Source organism: Streptomyces sp. NPDC029526 (assembly GCF_040637405.1).
Lineage (GTDB): Bacteria > Actinomycetota > Actinomycetes > Streptomycetales > Streptomycetaceae > Streptomyces.
This window is the reverse complement of the sequence record NZ_JBEZWE010000001.1, coordinates 287,139-311,430: the sequence shown is the minus strand read 5'-3', so window position 1 is coordinate 311,430 and position 24,292 is coordinate 287,139. Positions and strand designations below refer to the sequence as shown.

The 24,292-nt window shown below is 72.6% G+C and carries 20 protein-coding genes; 16 read left to right on the top strand and 4 right to left on the bottom strand.

Annotated features, from left to right (window positions below; translation table 11 throughout):
* Positions 1-83: 83 nt before the first annotated feature.
* The 4 genes from AB0F01_RS01395 to AB0F01_RS01380 all read right to left on the bottom strand — a co-directional run bounded on the left by AB0F01_RS01395 (position 84) and on the right by AB0F01_RS01380 (position 5,728).
* On the bottom strand, positions 84-2,483 hold the full coding sequence (locus AB0F01_RS01395; RefSeq protein WP_362089053.1) for a DUF3488 and transglutaminase-like domain-containing protein: 2,400 nt from the start codon (positions 2,481-2,483) through the stop codon (positions 84-86).
* Complete coding sequence (locus tag AB0F01_RS01390; RefSeq protein WP_362089052.1) at positions 2,483-3,847, bottom strand: DUF58 domain-containing protein; 1,365 nt, start codon at positions 3,845-3,847, stop codon at positions 2,483-2,485. Before AB0F01_RS01390 ends, AB0F01_RS01395 begins: the two co-directional genes overlap by 1 nt.
* On the bottom strand, positions 3,847-4,860 hold the full coding sequence (locus AB0F01_RS01385; protein WP_362089051.1) for a MoxR family ATPase: 1,014 nt from the start codon (positions 4,858-4,860) through the stop codon (positions 3,847-3,849). The genes AB0F01_RS01390 and AB0F01_RS01385 overlap by 1 nt, the downstream gene beginning before the upstream one ends.
* Positions 4,861-5,179: 319 nt before the next feature.
* A complete protein-coding gene (locus tag AB0F01_RS01380) occupies positions 5,180-5,728 on the bottom strand; it encodes a carbonic anhydrase (RefSeq protein ID WP_362089050.1) in 549 nt (182 codons plus the stop codon).
* 426 nt (positions 5,729-6,154) lie between these two features.
* On the opposite strand from AB0F01_RS01380, the gene rsmH reads away from it, so the two are divergent.
* From rsmH to AB0F01_RS01300, 16 genes are all read left to right on the top strand, one after another.
* Positions 6,155-7,159 carry a 16S rRNA (cytosine(1402)-N(4))-methyltransferase RsmH gene (rsmH, locus tag AB0F01_RS01375; RefSeq protein ID WP_362089049.1) on the top strand — a complete coding sequence of 335 codons (1,005 nt, stop codon included), beginning with the start codon at positions 6,155-6,157 and terminating at the stop codon, positions 7,157-7,159.
* 58 nt (positions 7,160-7,217) lie between these two features.
* Positions 7,218-7,727, top strand: coding sequence for a hypothetical protein (locus AB0F01_RS01370; protein ID WP_362089048.1), 510 nt, complete (start codon positions 7,218-7,220; stop codon positions 7,725-7,727).
* A gap of 5 nt (positions 7,728-7,732) precedes the next feature.
* Positions 7,733-9,691 carry a penicillin-binding protein 2 gene (locus tag AB0F01_RS01365; protein WP_362089047.1) on the top strand — a complete coding sequence of 653 codons (1,959 nt, stop codon included), beginning with the start codon at positions 7,733-7,735 and terminating at the stop codon, positions 9,689-9,691.
* 320 nt (positions 9,692-10,011) lie between these two features.
* Positions 10,012-11,532: a UDP-N-acetylmuramoyl-L-alanyl-D-glutamate--2,6-diaminopimelate ligase gene (locus tag AB0F01_RS01360; protein WP_362089046.1), complete on the top strand. Its 1,521-nt coding sequence runs from the start codon at positions 10,012-10,014 to the stop codon at positions 11,530-11,532.
* Between the two features lie 4 nt (positions 11,533-11,536).
* Positions 11,537-12,958, top strand: coding sequence for a UDP-N-acetylmuramoyl-tripeptide--D-alanyl-D-alanine ligase (gene murF / locus AB0F01_RS01355; RefSeq protein ID WP_362089045.1), 1,422 nt, complete (start codon positions 11,537-11,539; stop codon positions 12,956-12,958).
* A complete protein-coding gene (mraY, locus tag AB0F01_RS01350) occupies positions 12,958-14,049 on the top strand; it encodes a phospho-N-acetylmuramoyl-pentapeptide-transferase (protein WP_362090170.1) in 1,092 nt (363 codons plus the stop codon). The genes murF and mraY overlap by 1 nt, the downstream gene beginning before the upstream one ends.
* Positions 14,031-15,473, top strand: coding sequence for a UDP-N-acetylmuramoyl-L-alanine--D-glutamate ligase (gene murD / locus AB0F01_RS01345; protein WP_362089044.1), 1,443 nt, complete (start codon positions 14,031-14,033; stop codon positions 15,471-15,473). The genes mraY and murD overlap by 19 nt, the downstream gene beginning before the upstream one ends.
* A gap of 182 nt (positions 15,474-15,655) precedes the next feature.
* Complete coding sequence (gene ftsW, locus AB0F01_RS01340) at positions 15,656-17,005, top strand: putative lipid II flippase FtsW (protein WP_362089043.1); 1,350 nt, start codon at positions 15,656-15,658, stop codon at positions 17,003-17,005.
* A 6-nt stretch (positions 17,006-17,011) separates the two neighbouring features.
* Positions 17,012-18,106: an undecaprenyldiphospho-muramoylpentapeptide beta-N-acetylglucosaminyltransferase gene (gene murG, locus AB0F01_RS01335; protein ID WP_362089042.1), complete on the top strand. Its 1,095-nt coding sequence runs from the start codon at positions 17,012-17,014 to the stop codon at positions 18,104-18,106.
* Between the two features lie 25 nt (positions 18,107-18,131).
* Positions 18,132-18,926 (top strand): FtsQ-type POTRA domain-containing protein, encoded by a 795-nt coding sequence (locus AB0F01_RS01330; protein ID WP_362089041.1) that lies wholly within the window; start codon positions 18,132-18,134, stop codon positions 18,924-18,926.
* Between the two features lie 279 nt (positions 18,927-19,205).
* The gene (gene ftsZ, locus AB0F01_RS01325) at positions 19,206-20,402 is read left to right on the top strand and encodes a cell division protein FtsZ (protein ID WP_362089040.1); all 1,197 of its coding nucleotides are present in this window, start codon (positions 19,206-19,208) and stop codon (positions 20,400-20,402) included.
* Positions 20,399-21,127: a peptidoglycan editing factor PgeF gene (gene pgeF, locus AB0F01_RS01320; protein WP_362089039.1), complete on the top strand. Its 729-nt coding sequence runs from the start codon at positions 20,399-20,401 to the stop codon at positions 21,125-21,127. Before ftsZ ends, pgeF begins: the two co-directional genes overlap by 4 nt.
* A 6-nt stretch (positions 21,128-21,133) precedes the next feature.
* Positions 21,134-21,853 carry a YggS family pyridoxal phosphate-dependent enzyme gene (locus AB0F01_RS01315; RefSeq protein WP_362089038.1) on the top strand — a complete coding sequence of 240 codons (720 nt, stop codon included), beginning with the start codon at positions 21,134-21,136 and terminating at the stop codon, positions 21,851-21,853.
* A 130-nt stretch (positions 21,854-21,983) separates the two neighbouring features.
* A complete protein-coding gene (gene sepF, locus AB0F01_RS01310) occupies positions 21,984-22,625 on the top strand; it encodes a cell division protein SepF (RefSeq protein ID WP_362089037.1) in 642 nt (213 codons plus the stop codon).
* 49 nt (positions 22,626-22,674) lie between these two features.
* Positions 22,675-22,965 carry a YggT family protein gene (locus AB0F01_RS01305; protein WP_362089036.1) on the top strand — a complete coding sequence of 97 codons (291 nt, stop codon included), beginning with the start codon at positions 22,675-22,677 and terminating at the stop codon, positions 22,963-22,965.
* A gap of 52 nt (positions 22,966-23,017) precedes the next feature.
* Entirely contained in the window at positions 23,018-24,169 is a 1,152-nt protein-coding gene (locus AB0F01_RS01300) for a DivIVA domain-containing protein (protein WP_362089035.1), read from the top strand.
* The last annotated feature ends 123 nt before the right edge of the window (positions 24,170-24,292 follow it).

The following is a 24,292-nucleotide window of genomic DNA, read 5'->3' as shown; positions in this document are numbered from 1 at the left end:
AGGGGCGGGCCCGGCCAAAGCCGCCCCCGCCCCCGACCCGGGCCCGAGCCCGGGGAAGTCCGCCCCGCCCCTCATCCGTGCGGTCAGCCCTGCTGGCGTGAGGGCCGGCGCCACGACGGTCGCCACGTCGGCCGCAGTGCCGCGGCGCGGGCGCGGACCCCGGCCCACCACGCCGACGCCCGCCACACCACCCGCACGGCCGAACGCGGAGCGAACCGAGCGCGCAGCCGCGTACCGCGTCCCGACGCGGCCCCCAGGCCGATGATCACGCGCCGGACGTCGTCCGCCAGACCGGCCGCGGGACGGGGACGCGGTGCGTAGAGCACCTGCTCCACGGCGTCCGCCACCCGGTGCACCGAGGCCGCGGCCTCGTCGTCGAGCCGGCCCAGCCGGACGATCCGGGCAGCCGCCTTGCGGGGGGTCAGGGAATCGTCGGGGGAGACCCCGTGGTCCCACGCCGAGTCCGTCAGCTCGTCCCAGACGGCCAGGACGTACGGGGCCGCGTCGGCCTCCGAGCGGCCGTGGCCGCCCAGCCGCGCCGCACGGGTCCGCAGCCGCCACAGCATCGGCGAGAGCGGCACCAGCAGCACCGCGAGCCCGCCCAGGGCCCACAGCAGCATCGCGTACCACGGCGGGCCGTCGTCACCGGCGGCCACCACGGCGTCGGCCGACTCGCTCGGGCAGGCGCCGTCCAGCCGGATCCGCTCCAGGGTGCAGCCGTCGGTCGCCGACGGTGCCGCCGACGGGGCCGACGAGGTCTCCTCCGACGGCGCGGCCGGGTCCGGGATCGCGTCCTCGGTGGTGTCGGGCTGGGTGTAGGACGGGATCGAGCCCCGCGTGGGCGTCGGCTCGAAGCGCGTCCAGCCGACGCCCTCGAAGTACAGCTCGGGCCAGGCGTGCGCGTCCCGCAGCCCCACCGACACCGTGCCGTTCGCCTGCGGCGTGCCGGGCGCGAACCCGACCGCGACCCGGGCCGGTATCCCGAGGGAGCGGGCCATCGAGGCCATCGCGAACGAGTAGTGGACACAGAAGCCCTGCTTGTCGCGCAGGAAGCGGGCGATCCCCCGGGAGCCGCTGCCGACGTCCACCTCGGTGTCGTACTCGAAGCCGCCGCTCACGGCGAAGTAGTCCTGGAGCAGCACCGCGCGGTCGTAGTCGCTCGCCGCGCCCTCGGTGACCTCACGGGCCGTCCGGTGCACCACCTCCGGCAGCGAATCGGGCAGCTGCGTGAACTCCCGCTTCAGTACGGCCAACGGTTCCGGCGCTTCGGCCAGCTGCTCCGCCGTGGGCCGGACGTCGAGGCTGCGCACCTCGTAGGTCAGGCCCCGGGTGCTCTGGCCGTGGTCGCCCACCAGCGTCATCCCGACCGGTTCGTAGCGCCAGTCGCCCCGGATGCTCACCCCGCTCGGCGGATACGGCATCGGCAGCCAGTCCTGGGCGTACCAGTCGGCGGCGGAGATGGTCGTGCCGACCTCGGTGCGCTCGATCTCCGGGCTCAGGCCCGCCGGGGTCGGGAAGGTGCCGTCGGGCACCGTGGTGATGGACCGCTTGGACGGCTTCCAGGTCGTGCCGTCGAAGTCGTCCAGGGAGACGATCCGCAGGTACAGGTCGGAGGTGTCCTCCAGTTCGGTGCGCACCGACATCACCTGGCGGTCCTCCTTCACGTTCAGCGAGTCGCGCAGCGACACCAGCGGGTTCACCGCCGAGATCGTGCCGCCGCCCCCGCTGCCGCGTCCGACGCCCGAACCGGCCGGGTCCAGCAGGCCGCCGTCCATCGCGGGCAGCGCCAGCGGCACCACCAGGGCGATGCCGAGCGCCACCACGCCGATCCGCCGTCCCGTGCGCACCGGGGACGCGCCGGACGACTCGCCGTCCATGCCGCGTGGGGCGCCGCCGAAGACCCGCCCCCACTGGGAGAGCCGGTCGCGGCCCTCGGCGAGCAGCAGCATCAGATAGCCCGCCGCGGCCAGCAGGAACCACAGCCAGTCGCTGCCGCCGTCGGCGAGGCCCGCCGCCACCGAGTACAGGGCGAGCAGCGGGAGTCCGGCCGGGGCGGCGCTGCGGAACGTCACCGCCAGCGCGTCCACCAGCAGACCGATGATCAGGACCCCGCCGACCAGCATCAGCCGGATGCCGTCGGACAGGGGAGCCGGTATCGCGTACCGGTTGACGTCGTTGCCGCCGCTCTCCAGCAGCTCGGCGAAGAACCGGATCGCCTCCGGTCCCGGGATCACACCGGCGAAGGCGTGCTCCCTGGCGAAGACCAGGGTCAGCAGGAACAGGCTGACGAGCAGCTGGGCCGCCACCGTCACCGGCCGGGCGAGCGGCACCCTCCGGGCCGCCGCCCCCACGCCCGCCTGCACGGCGAGCAGGAACGCCGCCTGCATCAGCCAGGTCGCCGGCCTGACCAGGGGCAGCAGGGCGCTCGCCGCGAGCAGCGTGGCTCCCCACGCGGCCAGCGTCAGCCGTATCCGCCCGCTCATCACGGTCCCTCCCCGCCGTTCGCCGCGGCCAGGCCGGAACGCTCCCGCTCCGCCAGCCGCCACAGCCCTTCCAGCGCGGCACCGCGGGGTACGCCGACCGCCGTCCAGCCCGCCTCGCGCAGCATCCGCAGGGTGTCCCCGCTCCCGCTCAACGAACCGGACCCGGCGGCCGGTTCCCGCCGCCAGGTTCCCCGGTTCAGCACGAAGGCCAGGGCGCCGCCGCTGCGCTGCCGCATCCGGGCGCACACGGCCGCCTGCTCCTCGTCCAGGTCACCGAGGAAGGCCACCAGCAGCCCCTCGTTCCCGCCGCGCAGCACGTCGTACGCGCGGGACAGGCCCGCGCCGTCGGAGTGGCCGACCACGGCGAGGGTGTCCATCATCAGACCGGCCGCGTCCGCCGACTCCTGGCCGGCCCCGGCGAACCCGTCGGACCCGGCCTCGCCCGGCACCACGGTGCCCGTGTCGGTCAGCAGCCGCACCGAGAAGCCCCGCTCCAGCATGTGGACCAGCACGGAGGCGGCGCCCGACACCGCCCACTCGAACGCCGAGTCGGGTCCCGCGCCCTCGAAGGCGATGGCCCGGGTGTCCAGCAGGACGGTGCAGCGGGCCCGCTGCGGCTGCTCCTCGCGGCGCACCATCAGCTCGCCGTAGCGGGCCGTGGAGCGCCAGTGCACCCGGCGCAGGTCGTCGCCGTAGCGGTAGCCGCGCGGGATCACGTCGTCCTCGCCCGCCAGGGCCAGGGCCCGCAGCCGCCCGTCGCCGTAGCCCTTGGCCTCGCCGCCGAGCCGCACCGGTGGCAGTGCTTCCACCCGGGGGACGACGGTGAGCGTGTCGTGCGTGGAGAACGACCGGGTCAGCTCGCACATGCCGAACGGGTCCGACAGGCGCAGCTGGAGGGGCCCCAGCGGGTACCGGCCGCGCAGGTCGGAGCGGACCCGGTAGGACACCTCGCGGCGCCCGCCCGCCTCCACCCGGTCCAGGACGAAGCGCGGGCGCGGGCCGAGGACGTAGGGCACCCGGTCCTGGAGCATCAGCAGGCCGGTGGGCAGCCGGGAGACGTTGTCCATCCGCAGGTGGACGCGGGCCTCCGACCCGGCCGGCACGCGCGCGGGGGCGAGCCGCCGGCTGGCGGCGACCCGGTACCGGGTGCGGTACAGCACGGCCGCGCACACCAGGGGCAGCACCGACAGCAGCAGCCCGACCCGCAGCAGGTCGCTCTGGCCGAGCACGTACGCGCAGATCGCGGCGGCCACCCCGGCGGCCAGGAAGGAGCGCCCGCGGGTGGTGAGCCCGGCCAGGGCGGTGCGCACGCCGCCCTTCCCGCCGCTGTCGCCCTCCGCCCGGACCGCCCCCGCGGCGGACATCACAGCCTCCGCGGCGGGTGCTGGCCGTAACCCGGCACGCTGGGGACCGGGCCGAACCCGGACTGCTGGGGCGCGGCCGCCGGCACCGGGGTGCTCTGCAGGATCTCCTGCACGACCTGCTCGGCGGTGCGGCGGTTGAGCTGTGCCTGGGCGGTGGGCAGCAGGCGGTGGGCGAGCACCGCCACCGCGAGGGCCTGCACGTCGTCCGGCAGCGCGTACTCCCGGCCGTTGAGGGCGGCCGCCGCCTTGGCCGCGCGCAGCAGGTGCAGCGTCGCGCGCGGTGAGGCGCCGAGCCGGAGGTCCGGGTGCGTGCGCGTGGCCCCGACCAGGTCGACCGCGTACCGGCGGACCGGCTCGGCGACGTGCACGCCGCGCACCGCCTCGATCAGCTTCAGGATCTCGTGGGCGTGCGCCACCGGCTGGAGGTCCTCCAGCGGGGAGACGCCGCCGTGCACGTCCAGCATCTGCAGTTCGGCCTCCGCGCTCGGGTAGCCGACCGAGACGCGGGCCATGAAGCGGTCGCGCTGGGCCTCCGGCAGCGGGTAGGTGCCCTCCATCTCGACCGGGTTCTGCGTCGCCACCACCATGAAGGGGCTGGGCAGCTCGTAGGTCTTGCCGTCGATGGTGACCTGGCGCTCCTCCATCGACTCCAGGAGCGCGGACTGCGTCTTGGGCGAGGCACGGTTGATCTCGTCGCCGATCACCACCTGGGCGAAGATGGCGCCCGGCTTGAACTCGAAGTCGCGGCGCTGCTGGTCCCAGATGGACACACCCGTGATGTCCGACGGCAGCAGGTCCGGCGTGAACTGGATCCGCCGCACCGAACAGTCGATGGACCGCGCCAGTGCCTTGGCCAGCATCGTCTTGCCGACTCCCGGGACGTCCTCGATGAGCAGGTGTCCCTCGGCGAGCAGCACGGTCAGTGAGAGCCGTACGACCTCGGGCTTGCCCTCGATCACGCCTTCCACCGAACCCCGCACGCGCTCCACCACGGCGGTCAAATCGTCCCCCACCCTCGCATACGCTCGGTCGGGGGCGCCCCCATGGCTCGCTCGATCGTCAAAGGTCGGCACCCGGCCCTCCTCGGCCTTTCCCCACGCTCCCGGCGGGAGCGCGGGGCACATGTCTCCGGGCCGACGCCTTGCTGTGCGGACCGGCCCACCCCGAATCACGGATGCCACGCGGGAAAAGTTCCGCGCGACACCCCTCCCGCATTCTTGCCGCCGTTACCGATTCGTGTCACTCGCCTGTGGACAACCGGCGGGGATATGTCAGGTCGTACGACCTTTGTACGTCCTGGGGCCTCCGGGGCGCGAACGGGCGGGCGGCAGGTCAGGTGGGGTCGATCTCCCGCAGCAGGCCGCTCTTGACGTCGAAGACGAAGCCGCGCACGTCCCCGGTGTGCAGCAGGAACGGCGAGGTGCGCACCCGCTGCATCGACTGCCGCACGTCCTGGTCGACGTCCCGGAAGGCCTCCACGGCCCAGGCCGGGCGCTGGCCGACCTCCATCTCCAGGTCGTGCCGGAACTCCTCGGTGATCGACTCCAGGCCGCAGTTGGTGTGGTGGATCAGCACCACGCTGCGCGTGCCCAGGGCGCGCTGGCTGATGGTCAGCGAGCGGATCACGTCGTCCGTGACGACGCCGCCGGCGTTGCGGATGGTGTGGCAGTCGCCCAGTTCGAGGCCGAGCGCCGCGTGCAGGTCGAGGCGGGCGTCCATGCAGGCCACGACCGCGACCCGCAGGACGGGGCGGGCGTCCATACCGGGGTCGGTGAAGGCCGCGGCGTACTGGTGGTTGGCGTCGACCAGGCGGTCGGTGACCGTCTCCTCGCCGAGTGCCGCGCCACCTGAGCCTGCGGGGACCGATGCAGAAGTCGTCATACTCATGACGGTAATGCTCACGACCCGCCGGGGCGCGTCATGAGACGGGACAAAGAACCGCATCGGGTTTTGTTGTGAGGTATTCCACAGAGGCGATGTGATCTGCCTCCTATGGGTGAATTGTCCCCCCACCGGGGCTTGTCCCGTACCCGGACGGGCGACGCGCAGGCCGGTTGATTGACCGGGCGACACCGTGGACTAAAGTGACGCGAAGCGGGAGGCGAGGCCCTCCCGCCGGACTGTTTTTCCAGGGAGACCCGGGCCCGCCCGGAGATCTCCTCGCGTGCGCGGCGCGTACGCACGGCTCGGCCTCCTCCCGCTCCCGGCCTCCTCCCGCTTCCGGCGCCGACAGGCCGCCCCCTCACCGGGTCAGGGGCGGGGACCCGGCGGTGCGTCACGGCCGGGCCGGATGTGAGAGGGCCCAGAGTGACAGGGCGCGAAGCGCTTGAGAACACCGGTGACGGCGAGCGAGGGGCGGGGGAGGCCCGGCACGTCCCGGTCATGCTCGACCGCTGCCTGGACCTGCTCGCCCCCGCCCTGGAGCGGCCCGGAGCGGTGGTCGTCGACTGCACCCTCGGCCTCGGCGGTCACAGCGAGGCCCTGTTGCGGCGCTTCCCCGAGGCCCGGCTCGTCGCCCTGGACCGGGACAAGGAGGCCCTGCGCCTGTCCGGCGAACGGCTCGCCCCGTTCGGGGAGCGGGCCACCCTGGTGCACGCCGTCTACGACGAGCTGCCCGAGGTCCTCGACCGGCTCGGGCTGCCGCGCGTGCAGGGAGTGCTGTTCGACCTCGGCGTGTCCTCCATGCAGCTCGACGAGGCCGACCGCGGCTTCGCCTACGCCCAGGACGCCCCGCTCGACATGCGCATGGACCAGACGACCGGCGTGAGCGCCGCCGAGGTCCTCAACACCTACCCGCCCGGCGACCTAGTGCGCATCCTGCGGACCTACGGCGAGGAGAAGCAGGCCAAGCGGATCGTCGCCGCCGTCGTCCGGGAGCGCCAGAAGGAGCCGTTCACCCGCAGCGCGCGCCTGGTGGAGCTGATCCGGGACGCCCTGCCCCAGGCCGCCAAGCGCACCGGCGGCAACCCGGCCAAGCGCACCTTCCAGGCCCTGCGCATCGAGGTCAACGGCGAGCTGGCCGTGCTGGAACGGGCGATCCCCGCCGCGGTGCGGGCGCTCGACGTGGGCGGACGCATCGCCGTGCTGTCCTACCACTCCCTGGAGGACCGGCTGGTCAAGCAGGTGTTCGCGGCCGGAGCCGCCACCACCGCGCCGCCCGGACTGCCCGTCGTCCCCGAGCGCTACCAGCCCCGGCTCAAGCTGCTCACCCGAGGTGCCGAACTCCCCACCGAGGAGGAGATCGCCGAGAACCGGCGCGCGGCCCCCGCACGGCTGCGCGGCGCCCAGCGCATCAGGGAGCACCTGGAGTAGCGGCGCCCGGCGAGGGGACGTGCACACGGGCAGGAAGAACGAACCCAGGGGAGCGTGAGTGAGCAGGAAACCCGAACTGAAGGGGAGGGCGGCCCGACTCGCGCGGCTCCTCCCCGCCGGACGGGCCCGCGCGGCCCGCACACCCTTCGTCCTCCTCGTCGTCCTCCTCCTCGGCGGCGGACTGATCGGCCTTCTGGTGCTGAACTCCGCGCTCAGCGAGGGATCCTTCGAGCTCGACGACCTCAAACGGGACACCAAGAACCTCACCGACGAGGAACAGGCGCTCCAGCGGGACATCGACGCCCACTCCGCGCCCGACGCCCTCCAGCGCCGCGCCCGCGACCTCGGCATGGTCCCCGGCGGCGACCCCGCCTTCCTGGCGCCCGACGGCAGCGTCAAGGGCGTCCCCGGACCCGCCGCCTCCTCCGGCGCGCCCCGCGTCCCGGCGCCCGAGGCGATGGCCACCGCGACGGTCCCGCTGCCCAGCGCCGCCGCGTCGGTCCCCACGGGCGCCCCCGCCCCGGCTGCCGCCCCCACGCCCGCCCCCTCGACGAACCCCGGCAGGTGACGGAAGTGTCCGACAGGCAACCGCCGCGCCGCCGCGTCCCCGGCCCCGCCAGGTCCGCCGGCCGGCCGGACGCGCGCCGCCGGCCCGCGCCGGGTGCCCGGCCCGCCCGCCGCCCGGGACCCGCCCGCCCGGCCCCCAAGGCCATCCGGCTGGGCAGCCCGCGCCCCCGGCTGCGCCTGGTCGGCCTGGCACTGACCCTGGTCCTCCTGGCCTTCGTCGTGCGCCTGGTGCAGGTGCAGGCCGTCGACGCGAGCACCTACGCCTCCAAGGCCGAACAGAACCGCTACGTCGGCCAGGTGCTGGCCGCCGAGCGCGGCGAGATCACCGACCGCCACGGAGTCGCCCTCGCCACCAGCGAGGACGCCTACGACATCACCGCCGACCCGACGATGTTCGCGCCCGACGAGCTGGAGATCGCCGACGGACCCGAACAGGCGGCGGCCCTCCTCGCGCCGATCCTCGGCCAGAGCCAGGAGAAGCTGGTCGGCAAGCTGCGACCGGAGAACGAGAAGCTGCGCTACGTGAAGCTGGCCGGCCGGCAGACACCGCAGGTGTGGAAGCAGATCAAGGACCTGAAGTCCGCCCTGGCGAAGAAGACCGCGAGCGACGACGCGGCCGTCAACGTCCTGGCCGGCGTTTTCTCCGTGCCCACCAGCAAGCGGGTGTACCCCAACAACGAGCTGGCCGCCGGGATACTGGGCTGGGTCAACGCCTCCGGCCAGGGCGGCGGCGGCGTCGAGCTCCAGCTGAACGAGCAGCTGGCCGGCAAGGACGGCAAGATCCGCTACGCCCAGTCCGGCGGGCGCCTGGTCCCCACGGCCGGGTCCACCGAGACCCCGGCGGTGCCCGGCAGCGACATCGAGCTGACCATCGACCGCGACATCCAGTGGGCCGCGCAGAACGCGATCAGCAAGCAGGTCGAGAAGTCCCGGGCCGACCGGGGCTACGTCATCGTCCAGGACACCCGCACCGGTGAGGTCCTGGCGATGGCCAACGCCCCCGGGTTCGACCCCAACGACCTCTCCGACGCCGACCCCGCCACGCTCGGCAACGCCGCCCTCCAGGACGCCTTCGAACCCGGCTCCACCGCCAAGGTGATGTCGATGGCGGCCGTCCTGGAGGAGAACGCCGCCACCCCGGACACCCACGTCGTGGTCCCCAACCGGCTGCACCGCGGCGACCGGCTGTTCAAGGACGACGTCGACCACCCCACCTGGTACCTGACGCTCAACGGCGTCCTCGCCAAGTCCAGCAACATCGGGACCATCCTGGCCACCGGACAGCTCGGCAAGACCCAGTCCGCCGCCAACAAGGTGCTCTACGACTACCTGCGCAAGTTCGGCCTCGGCAGCCACACCGGACTCGGCTTCCCCGGCGAGACCAAGGGCATCCTCGCGCCGCCCGACCAGTGGTCGACCTCCCAGCAGTACACGATTCCTTTCGGCCAGGGCGTCTCCGTCAACGCCATGCAGGCGGCGTCGGTCTACTCCACCATCGCCAACGGCGGCGTGCGCATCGAGCCCACGCTGGTGCGCGGCAGCAGGGGCCCCGACGGGCGGTTCACCCCCGCGCCGAAGCCCGACGAGCGGCGCGTGGTCAGCAAGAAGACCGCCACCACCCTGGCCCGGATGCTGGAGTCGGTGGTCGACGACGAGGAGGGCACCGGCACCAAGGCCCGCATCCCCGGCTACCGCGTCGCGGGCAAGACCGGCACGGCCAACCGCGTGGATCCGGCCACCGGCAAGTACCACGGCTACACCTCCTCCTTCGCCGGCTTCGCGCCCGCCGACAAGCCCCGGGTCACCGTCTCCTGCGTCATCCAGAACGCCACCCGCGGCAGCTACTTCGGCGGGCAGATCTGCGGCCCGGTCTACAAGCAGGTCATGGAGTTCGCCCTGAAGTCGCTCCAGGTCCCGCCGACCGGCGCCGAACCCGCCAGACTGCCGGTCACCTTCACCCCCTGACCGCCGCCGCGCCCTCCGCCCGGCCCCCGTCCCGGGCCGGGCACCCCCGGCCGTACGCCCGCGTACGCCGGCCGTCCCCCGCCCGTCCCGAGCCCCCGTGTCCCGCACACCGAGCCACCAGGAACCACCCCGTGACCACGAACCACCCGGACTCCGGGACCCCGCACCTCCCGTCCACCCCGGCCGGCCCTCCGGCGCCCCCGCCCGCCCGCGACGGAGGTGAGCCGGGGCCCCGCTTTGGCTCCGACGCGGGCGGGCCCGGTACGCTCACCGCCGTGCCACACCCTGATCAGTCCCGAACCACCCAGAAGGGCCACCCCGTGACATATCCGGGACCGCCCCGGCCGGTGCAGCTGTCCGCCACACCCCTGGCGGAGCTCGCCGATCAGCTGGGTGCCCCCGCGCCGGAACACGACCCCGAGGTCACGGGCATCACCCACGACTCGCGGGCCGTCCGGCCCGGTGACCTGTACGCCGCCCTCCCGGGCGCCCGGGCGCACGGCGCCGACTTCGTGACCCAGGCCGCGAGCCTCGGCGCGGTCGCCGTGCTCACCGACCCCGCCGGGGCCGAGCGCGTCGCCGCGACCGGGCTCCCGGCGCTGGTGGTCGACGACCCGCGGGCGCGGATGGGCGAGCTGGCCGCCACCCTCTACGGCCACCCGGGCCGCGACCTGCTGCAGATCGGCATCACCGGCACCTCCGGCAAGACCACCACCGCCTACCTCGTCGAGGGCGGACTGCGCACCGTCCGCAGCACCGGGCTCATCGGCACCGTCGAGATGCGCATCGGCGACGAGCGCATCAAGTCCGAGCGCACCACGCCCGAGGCCACCGACCTCCAGGCGCTGTTCGCCGTCATGCGCGAACGCGGCACCGAGGCGGTCGCCATGGAGGTCTCCAGCCACGCCCTGGTGCTCGGCCGGGTGGACGGCTGCGTCTTCGACATCGCGGTCTTCACCAACCTCAGCCCGGAGCACATGGAGTTCCACTCCGGCATGGAGGACTACTTCCAGGCCAAGGCGCAGCTGTTCACCCCGGCCCGCAGCCGCTTCGGCGTGGTCAACGTCGACGACGAGTACGGCCGCCGGCTGGCCAAGGAGTCCGGGGTCCCCGTGGTCACCTACTCCGCCGAGGGCCACCCCGACGCCGACTGGCGGGCGGAGGACGTCACGGTGGGCCCGCTGGACTCCACGTTCACCGTGGTCGGCCCGAAGGACGAGCGGATCTCGGCCACCTCCCCGCTGCCCGGCCCGTTCAACGTGGCCAACACCCTCGCCGCGATCGTCGCCCTGGCCGCCGCCGGGCTCGACCCGCAGGCCGCCGCCGACGGCATCGCCGCCGTGCCGGGCGTGCCGGGCCGCCTGGAGCGGGTGGACGAGGGGCAGCCGTACCTCGCGGTGGTGGACTACGCCCACAAGACCGACGCGGTCGAGTCGGTGCTGCGCGCCCTGCGCCGCATCACCGAGGGCAAGGTGCACGTCGTCCTCGGCTGCGGCGGCGACCGCGACCGCAGCAAACGGGAGCCGATGGGCGCCGCCGCGGCCCGCCTCGCCGACACCGCCGTGCTGACCTCCGACAACCCCCGCTCCGAGGACCCCCTGGCGATCCTCGCGACCATGCTCCAGGGCGCCGCCTCCGTACCCGCGCACGAGCGCGGCGAGGTGCAGGTCTTCGAGGACCGGGCCGCCGCCATCGCCGCCGCCGTCGCCCGCGCGGAGCCCGGCGACACCGTGCTGGTCGCCGGCAAGGGCCACGAGCAGGGCCAGGACATCGCCGGGGTGGTGCGTCCGTTCGACGACCGCCAGGTGCTGCGCGAAGCCATCAAGAAGACCCAGGGATGAACTTGTGATCGCCCTCTCCCTCGCCGAGATCGCAGAAGTCGTCGGCGGGCAGACGCACGACATACCGGATCCGTCCGTCCAGGTCACCGGACCGGTCGTCCGGGACTCACGGGAGGCGGGCCCCGGCAGCCTCTTCGTCGCCTTCGTCGGGGAACGCGTCGACGGCCACGACTTCGCCGCGGCGGTCGTCGAGGCGGGTGCGGCGGCCGTGCTCGCCTCCCGCCCGGTCGGCGTGCCCGCCATCGTCGTCGACGACGTCCAGGCCGCCCTCGGCGCCCTCGCCCGGCACGTCGTACGGCGCCTCGGCGCCACCCTCGTCGCCCTCACCGGCTCCGCCGGCAAGACCAGCACCAAGGACCTCATCGCCCAGGTGCTCCGGCAGAAGGCGCCGACCGTCTTCACCCCCGGCTCGCTCAACAACGAGATCGGGCTGCCGCTGACCGCGCTCACCGCCACCGAGGAGACCCGGTTCCTGGTCCTGGAGATGGGCGCGCGCGGCATCGGCCACATCCGCTACCTCACCGGTCTGACGCCCCCGCGGATCGGACTCGTCCTGAACGTCGGCTCCGCGCACATCGGGGAGTTCGGCGGGCGCGAGCAGATCGCCGAGGCCAAGGGCGAACTCGTGGAGTCCCTGCCTGCGGACGGCACCGCGATCCTCAACGCGGACGACCCCCTGGTGCGCGCCATGGCCTCCCGAACGAAGGCGAAGGTGCTCCTTTTCGGAGAGTCCGGCGAAGCGGACGTACGCGCCGAGAACGTGCGACTCACGGACAGTGGGCAGCCCTCCTTCAGGCTTCACACACCCTCCGGTGCAAGTGATGTGACCATGCGCCTGTACGGTGAGCACCACGTGTCGAACGCGCTCGCCGCGGCCGCCGTCGCCCACGAGTTGGGCATGTCCGCAGACGAGATCGCCCGTGCGCTCTCCGAGGCGGGCTCCCTCTCCCGCTGGCGCATGGAGGTCACCGAGCGACCGGACGGCGTGACGGTCGTCAACGACGCCTACAACGCGAACCCCGAGTCCATGCGGGCCGCCCTGCGCGCCCTGGCAGCCATGGGCAGGGCCTCCCGGGCCGCAGGGGGACGCACGTGGGCGGTGCTCGGCAAGATGGCCGAGCTCGGGGACGAGGCGCTCGCCGAGCACGACGCGGTCGGACGGCTCGCCGTCCGGCTCAACGTCAACAAGCTCGTCGCGGTCGGGGGCAGGGAAGCCGCCTGGCTGCAACTGGGCGCATATAACGAGGGTTCGTGGGGTGAGGAGTCGGTGCACGTGTCCGACGCACAGGCGGCGGTCGACCTGTTGCGCAGTCAATTGCGCCCGGGAGACGTCGTACTCGTGAAGGCGTCCCGTTCGGTCGGGCTCGAGAGCGTGGCGCAGGCGCTCGTCGGGACCGGTGCCGAGGGTGAGGTTGCCGCCCGATGATGAAGCAGATCCTGTTCGCGGGAGTCATTGGCCTCTTCCTGACGCTGGTCGGCACCCCGCTGCTGATCAAGCTCCTGGCCCGCAAGGGCTACGGCCAGTACATCCGCGACGACGGCCCGCGCGAGCACGCCAGCAAGCGCGGTACGCCCACCATGGGCGGCATCGCCTTCATCCTGGCGACGGTCATCGCGTACTTCCTGGCCAAGATGATCACCGGCTACCTGGACGAGGACGTCGACGCCGGGCCGACGTTCTCCGGCCTGCTGGTGCTGGGCCTGATGGTCGGCATGGGCCTGGTCGGCTTCCTCGACGACTACATCAAGATCGTCAAACGGCGCTCGCTCGGCCTGCGGGCCAAGGCGAAGATGGCCGGCCAGCTGATCGTCGGCATCGCCTTCGCGGTCCTGGCGCTGCAGTTCGCCGACAACCGCGGCAACACCCCGGCGTCCACCAAGCTGTCGTTCATCACCGACTTCGGCTGGAGCATCGGCCCGGTGCTGTTCGTGGTGTGGGCGCTGTTCATGATCCTCGCCATGTCCAACGGCGTGAACCTCACCGACGGTCTGGACGGCCTCGCCACCGGCGCCTCCGTCCTGGTCTTCGGCGCCTACACCTTCATCGGCGTCTGGCAGTTCCAGGAGTCCTGCGCCAACGCGCAGACCCTCACCAACCCGGGCGCCTGCTACGAGGTGCGCGACCCCCTCGACCTGGCGGTCGTCTCCGCCGCCCTGATGGGCGCCTGCCTGGGCTTCCTGTGGTGGAACACCTCGCCGGCCAAGATCTTCATGGGCGACACCGGTTCGCTGGCGCTCGGCGGCGTGCTCGCGGGTCTCGCGATCTGCTCCCGCACCGAGCTGCTGCTCGCCATCCTCGGCGGCCTGTTCGTCCTCATCACCATGTCGGTGGTCATCCAGGTCGGTTCGTTCAAGCTCACCGGCAAGCGGGTCTTCCGCATGGCGCCACTCCAGCACCACTTCGAACTCAAAGGCTGGTCCGAGGTCCTGGTGGTGGTCCGCTTCTGGATCATCCAGGGCATCTGTGTGATCGTCGGACTCGGCCTCTTCTACGCGGGATGGGCAGCGGACAAGTGACCTCCTCGGGGCCTACCGACTTCCAGGGCCGGCGGATCACCGTCGCCGGGCTCGGCGTCTCCGGCGTCCCGGCGGCGAAGGTGCTGCACGGCCTGGGCGCCCACGTCACCGTCGTCAACGACGGCGACGACGAGCGCGCCCGGGCCCAGGCGGCCGAACTGGAGCAGCTCGGCGTCACCGTCCGCCTCGGCGACGGCGACACCCTGCCCGAGGGCACCGACCTCGTCGTCACCGCGCCCGGCTGGCAGCCGGACAAGCCGCTGTTCGCCGCCGCCGAGCAGGCAGGCGTCCCCGTATGGGGCGACGTCGAACTGGCCTGGCGGCTGCGCGGCCCGGACGCCGCGCCCTGGCTCGCGGTCACCGGCACCAACGGCAAGACCACCACCGTGCGCATGCTCGCCGCCATCCTCCGGGCGGCGGGCCTGCGCACGGCCGCCGTCGGCAACATCGGCGTCTCGCTGCTCGACGCGGTGACCGGCGAGGAGCAGTACGACGTCCTGGCGGTCGAGCTGTCCAGCTACCAGCTGCACTGGGCGCCCTCGCTGCGCGCCCACTCCGCCGCCGTGCTCAACCTCGCCCCGGACCACCTCGACTGGCACGGCTCCATGGAGGCGTACGCCGCCGACAAGGGCCGCGTCTACGAGGGCAACCGGGTCGCCTGCGTCTACAACGCGGACGCCACCGGCAAGCCGTCCACCGAGGACCTGGTCCGCGAGGCCGACGTCGAGGAGGGCTGCCGCGCCGTCGGCTTCACCCTCGGCACGCCCGCGCCCTCCCAACTCGGCGTCGTCGAGGGCATCCTCGTCGACCGGGCCTTCGTCGAGGACCGGCACCGCAGCGCCCAGGAACTCGCCGAGGTCTCCGACGTCCGCCCGCCCGCCCCGCACAACATCGCCAACGCCCTCGCGGCGGCGGCCCTCGCCCGCGCCTACGGCGTCCCGGCGAGCGCGGTGCGCGACGGACTGCGGGCCTTCACACCGGACGCCCACCGCATCGCGCACGTGGCCGACGTGGACGGCGTCGCCTACGTCGACGACTCCAAGGCCACCAACACCCACGCGGCCGAAGCCTCGTTGGCGTCCTACGACCCGATCGTGTGGATCGCCGGCGGCCTCGCGAAGGGCGCCACCTTCGACGAACTGGTCGCGGGCGCCGCCCGGCGGCTGCGCGGCGTCGTCCTGATCGGCGCGGACCGCGCCCTGATCCGACAAGCCCTGGCGCGACACGCCCCCGAGGTACCCGTGGTCGACCTCGACCGGACCGACACTGGGGCCATGCTCCAGGCCGTCCAGGAGGCGCGGCGGCTCGCACGGCCCGGCGACACGGTGCTGCTGGCCCCGGCCTGCGCCTCGATGGACATGTTCGCCAACTACATCCGGCGCGGTGAGGCGTTCGCCCAGGCGGTGCGCGAACTCGGCGCCTGACCCGGCCGCCTGCGCCGGGCGACCTTGGGAGGGACGCGTGGGACCGTCGAGGGCCTGTTGTGCGGATCCGGCCGGCTCCGGCCGTCGCCGCCCCGCGACCGGGCCGGGAGGCCGGTGCCGCGTCCGCCCGCCGGGCGGCCGGGCGGCGGAGGCCGGCCGTCCGGGACACCACGGGGGCCGCGATGCCCGGTAGCCGCACCGGCGGGCCCCCCGTGGCCCGCCCCCGCCCCGCCGAGGCGGGCCGCCCCCGGCGCGAGAACCCGGTGCTCGCCCTCCACCAGCGCGCCCGGCGTGCCTGGGACCGTCCGCTGACCGCCTACTACCTCATCCTGGGCGGCAGCTCGCTGATCACCGTGCTCGGTCTGGTGATGGTCTACTCGGCCTCCCAGATCACCGCGCTGCAGATGTCGCTGCCCGGCTCGTACTTCTTCCGCAAGCAGCTGCTGGCCGCCGCGATCGGGACGGTGCTGCTGCTCGTGGCGTCCCGGATGCCGGTACGGCTGCACCGCGCGCTGGCCTACCCCATCCTCGCGGGCGCGGTCTTCCTGATGGTGCTGGTCCAGGTGCCCGGGATAGGGGTCGCGGTCAAGGGCAACCAGAACTGGATCGCCCTCGGCGGCTCCTTCCAGATCCAGCCCAGCGAGTTCGGTAAGCTCGCCCTGGTGCTGTGGGGCGCGGACCTGCTCGCCCGCAAGCACGACAAGCGGCTGCTGACCCAGTGGAAGCACATGCTGGTGCCGCTCGTCCCGGCCGCGTTCGTGCTGCTCGGGCTGATCATGATCGGCGGCGACATGGGCACCGCGATCATCCTCACCGCCATCCTCTTCGGCCTGCTGTGGCTGGCCGGCGCCCCCACCCGGCTGTTCGTCGGCGTCCTGTCGGTCGCCGCGCTGATCGGCGCGGTCCTCATCCGGACCAGCCCCAACCGCATGGCCCGCCTCGCCTGCCTCGGCGCCACCGAGCCCCAGGCAGGGCCGGTGGACTGCTGGCAGGCGGTGCACGGGATCTACGCCCTGGCATCCGGCGGGATCTTCGGCTCCGGGCTGGGCGCGAGTGTGGAGAAATGGGGACAACTGCCAGAAGCCCACACCGACTTCATCTTCGCCGTCACCGGTGAGGAACTGGGCCTGGCGGGGACGCTGTCGGTGCTCGCCCTGTTCGCCGCTCTAGGCTATGCGGGTATCCGCGTGGCCGGACGCACGGAGGACCCCTTCGTGAGGTATGCCGCGGGAGGCGTGACCACCTGGATCACGGCCCAGGCCGTGATCAACCTCGGTGCGGTCCTCGGGCTGCTGCCGATCGCCGGCGTCCCCCTCCCGCTGTTCTCCTACGGGGGGTCCGCCCTGCTGCCGGCCATGTTCGCCATCGGGTTGCTGATCGCCTTCGCGCGCGACGAGCCCGCTGCGCGGGCGGCGCTTGCGATGCGGCAACCCCGCTTTGGTAGAAAGCGGGCCGGGGGTACTCAGCGCCCCCGGAGATGGAACACGATGCGACGGCGTGCCCCGGGGGCGCGTCCGTCCGGAGAGCGGTGAATTTCGGTGCATGTCGTACTCGCCGGCGGAGGAACCGCGGGCCACATCGAGCCCGCGCTCGCCCTCGCGGACGCCCTGCGCAGGCAGGATCCGAGCGTGGGCATCACGGCCCTGGGCACGGAGCGCGGCCTGGAGACCCGCCTGGTACCCGAGCGCGGGTACGAACTGGCGTTGATCCCGGCCGTTCCGCTGCCGCGCAAGCCCACGCCCGAGCTGATCACCGTGCCGGGCCGGCTGCGCGGCACCATCAAGGCCACCGAGCAGATCCTGGAGCGCACCAAGGCCGACGCCGTGGTCGGCTTCGGCGGCTACGTGGCGCTGCCCGGTTACCTGGCGGCCAAGCGGCTCGGCGTGCCGATCGTCGTCCACGAGGCCAACGCGCGCCCGGGACTGGCCAACAAGATCGGCTCGCGGTACGCGGCCCAGGTCGCGGTGTCCACGCCCGACAGCAAGCTGCGCAACGCCCGCTACATCGGCATCCCGCTGCGCCGTGCCGTCGCGACCCTGGACCGGGCGGCCGTCCGGCCCGAGGCCCGGGCCGCCTTCGGGCTGGACCCCAACCTGCCCACGCTGCTGGTCTCCGGCGGCTCGCAGGGCGCCCGCCGGCTCAACGAGGTCGTCCAGCAGGTCGCCCCCTGGCTCCAGCAGGCCGGGATCCAGATCCTGCACGCGGTCGGCCCGAAGAACGAACTGCCGCAGGTGCAGCAGATGCCGGGGATGCCCCCGTACATCCCGGTAAGTTACCTGGACCGGATGGACCTCGCGTACGCCGCGGCCGACATGATGCTCTGCCGCGCGGGCGCGATGACCGTCGCCGAACTCTCCGCCGTCGGACTCCCGGCCGCCTACGTCCCGCTGCCCATCGGCAACGGCGAACAGCGGCTGAACGCCCAGCCGGTGGTCAAGGCGGGCGGCGGACTGCTGGTCGACGACGCGGAGCTGACCCCCGAGTGGGTGCAGCAGAACGTGCTGCCCGTGCTGGCCGACCCGCACCGGCTGTACGAGATGTCCCGCGCCGCCGCCGAGTTCGGCCGCCGGGACGCCGACGACCTGCTCGTCGGCATGGTGTACGAGGCGATCGCCGCCCGTGCGCCCCGTTAGACGCGTATGACGGAAGGCAGGCAGCGTGGCCGGATCGACGACCGCCGAGCGCGGTGAACGCCAGCGGGAGTCGTCCGGCCCGCCGCCCGTACGGCGCCTCGGCCTGAGGCGCCTGCGTCTGCTCGTCCTGCTCGGCATCGCCCTCACGTTCCTCGGCAGCGGCAGCTTCTGGCTGCTGTACGGATCCGATCTGGCGCGGCTGGAGAAGGTGTCCGTCACCGGCACCCGGGTCCTGACGCCGAAGCAGGTGCGCGAGGCGGCCGACGTCCCCCTCGGCGGGCCGCTGATCTCCGTGGACACCGGGGCGGTCGAGGCCCGCCTGACCCGTGAACTGCCCCGGATCGACACCGTGGACGTGGTGCGCTCCTGGCCGCACGGCCTGCAGCTGAGGGTGACCGAACGCACCCCCGTCCTGCTGGTGCACCAGGGCGGGAAGTTCGTCGAAGTGGACGACGAGGGCGTCCGGTTCGCCACGGTGAGCAAGGCCCCCCGCGGTGTCCCGGAGCTCGACCTGGACCTTCCCCGGCGCGGCAACGCGGCCGCGAGCCTGCGCCGCTTCGGCGAGGACCGGCTGGTGCGGGAGGCGGTCCGGGTGGCCCGCGACCTGCCCGCGTCGGTGGCCCGCGACACCCGGACGGTCAAGGTCCGTTCCTACGACGCCGTCTCGCTGGAGCTGAAGGACGGGCGGACGGTCGCCTGGGGGAGCAGCGAGAAGGGGCCCGACAAGGCCCGCACGCTCACCGCTCTCATGAAAGCCGTCCCGGACGCACGGCACTTCGACGTGAGTGTCCCCACCGCTCCGGCGTCATCAGGGAGTTGACGGGTATCCGTGCAGGCCAGCACCCTGGTTGGGCAGCGCTACGCCTGATCACATAGGGTGAAAAGAAAAACGGGAGGTTCGGCGTGTTCGTTGAACGTGCGCCACTTGTCGACTTAGTGTCCTGTTCAGAAGACTCCAGGGAACAGACACACTGGTAACCCTAAACTTCAACGTTAGGGTTCGGGTCGGCGATACGGACCGTCCCCATCGGCATCAGTCGTCGGATCGCGGCAAGGCCGTGAGGCGGCGACACGTAACTCGAGGCGAGAGGCCTTCGACGTGGCAGCACCGCAGAACTACCTCGCAGTCATCAAAGTCATCGGTGTCGGCGGCGGTGGTGTCAATGCCATCAACCGGATGATCGAGGTCGGTCTCAAGGGCGTCGAGTTCATCGCCATCAACACCGACGCGCAAGCTCTGTTGATGAGCGACGCCGACGTCAAGCTGGACGTCGGCCGCGAACTCACCCGCGGACTCGGCGCCGGAGCCAACCCGGCTGTCGGCCGCAAGGCCGCCGAGGACCACCGAGAGGAGATCGAGGAGGTCCTCAAGGGGGCCGACATGGTCTTCGTGACAGCCGGCGAAGGCGGCGGCACCGGCACCGGCGGCGCACCCGTCGTCGCCAACATCGCACGCTCGCTCGGCGCCCTCACCATCGGCGTGGTCACGCGCCCGTTCACCTTCGAGGGGCGGCGGCGCGCGAACCAGGCCGAGGACGGCATCGCCGAACTCCGCGAAGAGGTCGACACCCTCATCGTCATCCCCAACGACCGGCTGCTGTCCATCTCGGACCGCCAGGTCTCGGTGCTCGACGCCTTCAAGTCGGCGGACCAGGTCCTGCTCTCCGGCGTCCAGGGCATCACCGACCTCATCACCACCCCCGGCCTGATCAACCTCGACTTCGCCGACGTCAAGTCGGTCATGTCCGAGGCCGGTTCGGCCCTCATGGGCATCGGCTCGGCCCGCGGCGACGACCGCGCGGTGGCCGCGGCCGAGATGGCGATCTCCTCCCCGCTGCTGGAGGCGTCCATCGACGGCGCCCGGGGCGTGCTGCTGTCGATCTCCGGCGGATCGGACCTCGGTCTGTTCGAGATCAACGAGGCCGCCCAGCTGGTGAGCGAGGCCGCCCACCCCGAGGCCAACATCATCTTCGGTGCCGTGATCGACGACGCCCTCGGCGACGAGGTCCGGGTCACCGTGATCGCGGCGGGCTTCGACGGCGGTCAGCCGCCGGCCAAGCGGGACAACGTCCTCGGCTCGACCTCGGCCAAGCGCGAGGAGCCCGCCCCGGCCGGCCGGCCCGAGAGCCGCCCGTCCTTCGGCTCCCTCGGCAGCGTCACGCCGAAGGAGGACCCGGAGCCGGTCGCTCCGGAACCGGTCACCGACCTGCCGATCGCCCAGCCGCCGGTGCCCCCGTCCCGGACCTACGCCGACAGCGCGGCCGAGGAGCTGGACGTACCGGACTTCCTGAAGTGATAGGTCCGCGCGAGAGCGTGAGCGGCGCGCACTTCGCCTTCACCGACCGGTGGGGCGGGGTGAGCGCCGCTCCGTATGAGGAGCTCAACCTCGGCGGTGCGGTCGGCGACGACCCCGGCGCCGTCCGCGCCAACCGGGAGGCGGTCGCGAAGCGGCTGGACCTGGACCCGGCCCGCGTGGTCTGGATGAACCAGGTGCACGGGGCCGGCACGGCCGTCGTCGACGAGCCCTGGGGCGACCGCCCGGTCCCCGAGGTCGACGCGGTCGTCACCGTACGGCGGGGCCTCGCCCTCGCCGTGCTCACCGCCGACTGCGTACCGGTGCTGCTCGCCGACCCGGTGGCCGGTGTCGTCGCGGCGGCCCACGCGGGGCGGCCCGGCCTGGTCGCCGGGGTGGTCCCGGCCGCCGTGCGGGCCATGACCCGACTCGGCGCCGACCCGGCCCGGATCGTCGCCCGCACCGGGCCGGCCGTGTGCGGCCGGTGCTACGAGGTTCCCGGGCCGATGCGCGACGAGGTCGCCGCGGTCGAGCCCTCGGCGTACGCCGAGACGAGTTGGGGCACGCCGGCGGTCGACGTGGGCGCGGGCGTGCACGCGCAGCTCGAACGGCTCGGGGTGCGCGAGCGAGAGCAGTCCCCGGTGTGCACGCTGGAGTCGGATGATCACTTCTCGTACCGCCGCGACCGCACCACGGGTCGGCTCGCGGGCTATGTGTGGCTGGACTGATGGGGCATGACGGACCGTAAGCAGGAAATCGCCGCCAACCTGGCGGATGTGGAGAAGCGGATCGCTGCCGCGTGCGCCGCCGTCGGACGTGCGCGCGACGAGGTCACCCTCATCGTCGTCACCAAGACCTTCCCCGCGAGCGATGTGCGGATCCTGTCGGAACTCGGTGTGCGGCACGTGGCCGAGAACCGGGACCAGGATGCCGCCCCCAAGGCCGCCGCGTGCGCGGACCTGCCGCTGACGTGGCACTTCGTCGGTCAGTTGCAGACCAACAAGGTCCGCTCGGTGGTCGGTTACGCACAGATGGTGCAGTCCGTCGACCGGGCCAGGCTGGTGACCGCGCTCTCCAAGGAGGCGGTGCGCTCCGGGCGTGAGGTCGGGTGCCTGATCCAGGTCGCGCTGGACGCGGGCGAGGCCGCCCGGGGCGAGCGCGGCGGGGTCGCCCCCGGCGGGATCGCGGAGCTGGCCGACCTGGTCGCGGGGGCCGAAGGGCTGCGGCTCGACGGCCTGATGACCGTCGCCCCGCTCACCGGCGAGTACGCCGGGCGTCAACAGGCGGCGTTCGATCGGTTGATGGATTTGTCGACGGACCTGCGCACGGCCCATCCGGCTGCCACCATGGTCTCCGCGGGGATGAGCTCGGACCTCGAACAGGCCGTGGCCGCCGGGGCGACACATGTACGCGTCGGCAGTGCGGTACTCGGAGTCCGCCCCGCGCTCGGGTAACGTCGCCAAGAAGTCGGACCACAGCAGAAAATATGGTCAATACCGCCGGACAGCGGGGGTAAAAGACCTCGTGGATCGCGGGCACTTGGCGGTCGTCAGCGGATCCACCACAGAGCGGAGGACTCGAAGCATGGCCGGCGCGATGCGCAAGATGGCGGTCTACCTCGGCCTCGTGGAGGACGATGGGTACGACGGCCGCGGATTCGACCCAGACGACGACTTTGAACCCGAACTCGACCCGGAACCCGAGCGGGACCGCCGACGGCACGAGCCGTCGCACGCGTCACACGGCTCACTTCAGCCCCAAAGGGACGAAGAGGTACGAGTCGTGCAGCCGCCCGCCCCCCGTGAACCGGTCGCCCGTGCCGCTTCGCTGCCCGCGGAATCGGCACGCCCGGCGCGCATCGCGCCCGTGGCATCCATCACACAAGAACGCGCCAGCCTGGAGAAGAACGCACCGGTGATCATGCCCAAGGTCGTGTCGGAACGAGAGCCTTACCGGATCACCACACTTCACCCCCGGACCTACAACGAGGCCCGTACCATCGGGGAACACTTCCGTGAGGGCACTCCGGTGATCATGAATCTCACTGAGATGGATGACACAGACGCGAAGCGACTTGTCGACTTTGCGGCCGGTTTGGTGTTTGGTCTTCACGGCAGCATCGAGCGGGTGACGCAGAAGGTGTTCCTGTTGTCGCCTGCTAACGTCGATGTCACGGCGGAGGACAAGGCCCGCATCGCAGAGGGCGGGTTCTTCAACCAGAGCTGAGACGTGAGACCGGACAAGCGGGACACAGGGGAGAGGGAACAGACAGGCCATGAGCGTGTTCTTGCAGGTGATCTACATCGCGCTGATGGTGTTCCTGATCGTCCTCATCTTCCGTCTGGTCATGGACTACGTCTTCCAGTTCGCCCGCTCATGGCAACCCGGCAAGGCGATGGTGGTCGTCCTGGAGGCCACCTACACTGTCACCGATCCACCGCTGAAGCTGTTGCGGCGGTTCATCCCGCCGCTGCGTCTCGGGGGCGTGGCGCTCGACCTGTCCTTCTTCGTATTGATGATCATCGTCTACATCCTGATCACCATCGTGGGCAATGCACTGAGGTGACTGTGGACGACATGGGCCTGCCGACTGCCGATGACTACGCTGAGGTGAAGAGATGCCGTTGACCCCCGAGGACGTGCGGAACAAGCAGTTCACGACCGTCCGCCTCCGAGAAGGCTATGACGAGGACGAGGTCGATGCCTTCCTCGACGAGGTCGAAGCCGAACTGACGCGCCTGCTGCGCGAGAACGAGGACCTGCGCGCCAAGCTGGCCGCGGCCACGCGCGCCGCCGCGCAGAACCAGCAGAACATGCGCAAACCACCGGAGCAGGACCAGCAGGGGCCACCCCAGGGTCCGCCCCAGGGCATGCCCCAGCAGGGCATGCGAGGTCCCGGCGCACCGGTGCCCGCCGGCATATCGGGCCCGCCGCAGCAGCAGATGGGCGGCCCCATGGGGGGCCCGCCGCAGCTGCCCAGCGGCGCTCCGCAGCTGCCCGCCGGCCCCGGCGGTCAGGGCGGTCCGCAGGGTCCCGGCCCGATGGGTCAGGGTCCCGGACCGATGGGCCAGGGCGGCCCGATGCAGGGGCAGATGGGCCACGGCGGCCCGATGGGCGGCCCCATGGGCGGTCCTCCCGGTCTCCCGCAGCAGGGCGGCCCCGGCGGCGACAGCGCCGCGCGCGTGCTGTCGCTGGCGCAGCAGACCGCCGACCAGGCGATCGCGGAGGCCCGCAGTGAGGCCAACAAGATCGTGGGCGAGGCGCGTTCGCGTGCCGAGGGCCTGGAGCGGGACGCCCGTGCCAAGGCCGACGCCCTGGAGCGGGACGCGCAGGAGAAGCACCGCGTCGCGATGGGCTCCCTGGAGTCCGCCCGCGCCACGCTGGAGCGCAAGGTCGAGGACCTGCGCGGCTTCGAGCGCGAGTACCGCACCCGGCTGAAGTCCTACCTGGAGTCGCAGCTGCGCCAGTTGGAGACCCAGGCGGACGACTCGCTCGCCCCGCCGCGTCAGCCCGCGAGCGCCGCTCCGTCGCTGCCGCCGTCCCCGGCGCCCTCGATGGCCCCGGCCGGCGCCGGTGCGCCGTCCTACGGCGGCAACCAGCCCATGGGCGGTCCCGGCCAGTCCGGTGGCCCGTCCTACGGCGGCGGCCAGCAGCAGATGCAGCCGGCGATGACCCAGCCGATGGCGCCGGTGCGTCCGCAGGGTCCGGGCCCGATGGGCCAGGCTCCCTCGCCGATGCGCGGCTTCCTCATCGACGAGGACGACAACTGACGGCCCCTGTGGCCATGAGTACGGCGTAGCGCTCGGCAGCGTTCAGGGCGGGGCCCCGGTCTTCACCGACCGGGGCCCCGCCCTCGTGCTGCGCGGTCCACGGGTCCGCGCGACGTGTGTTCG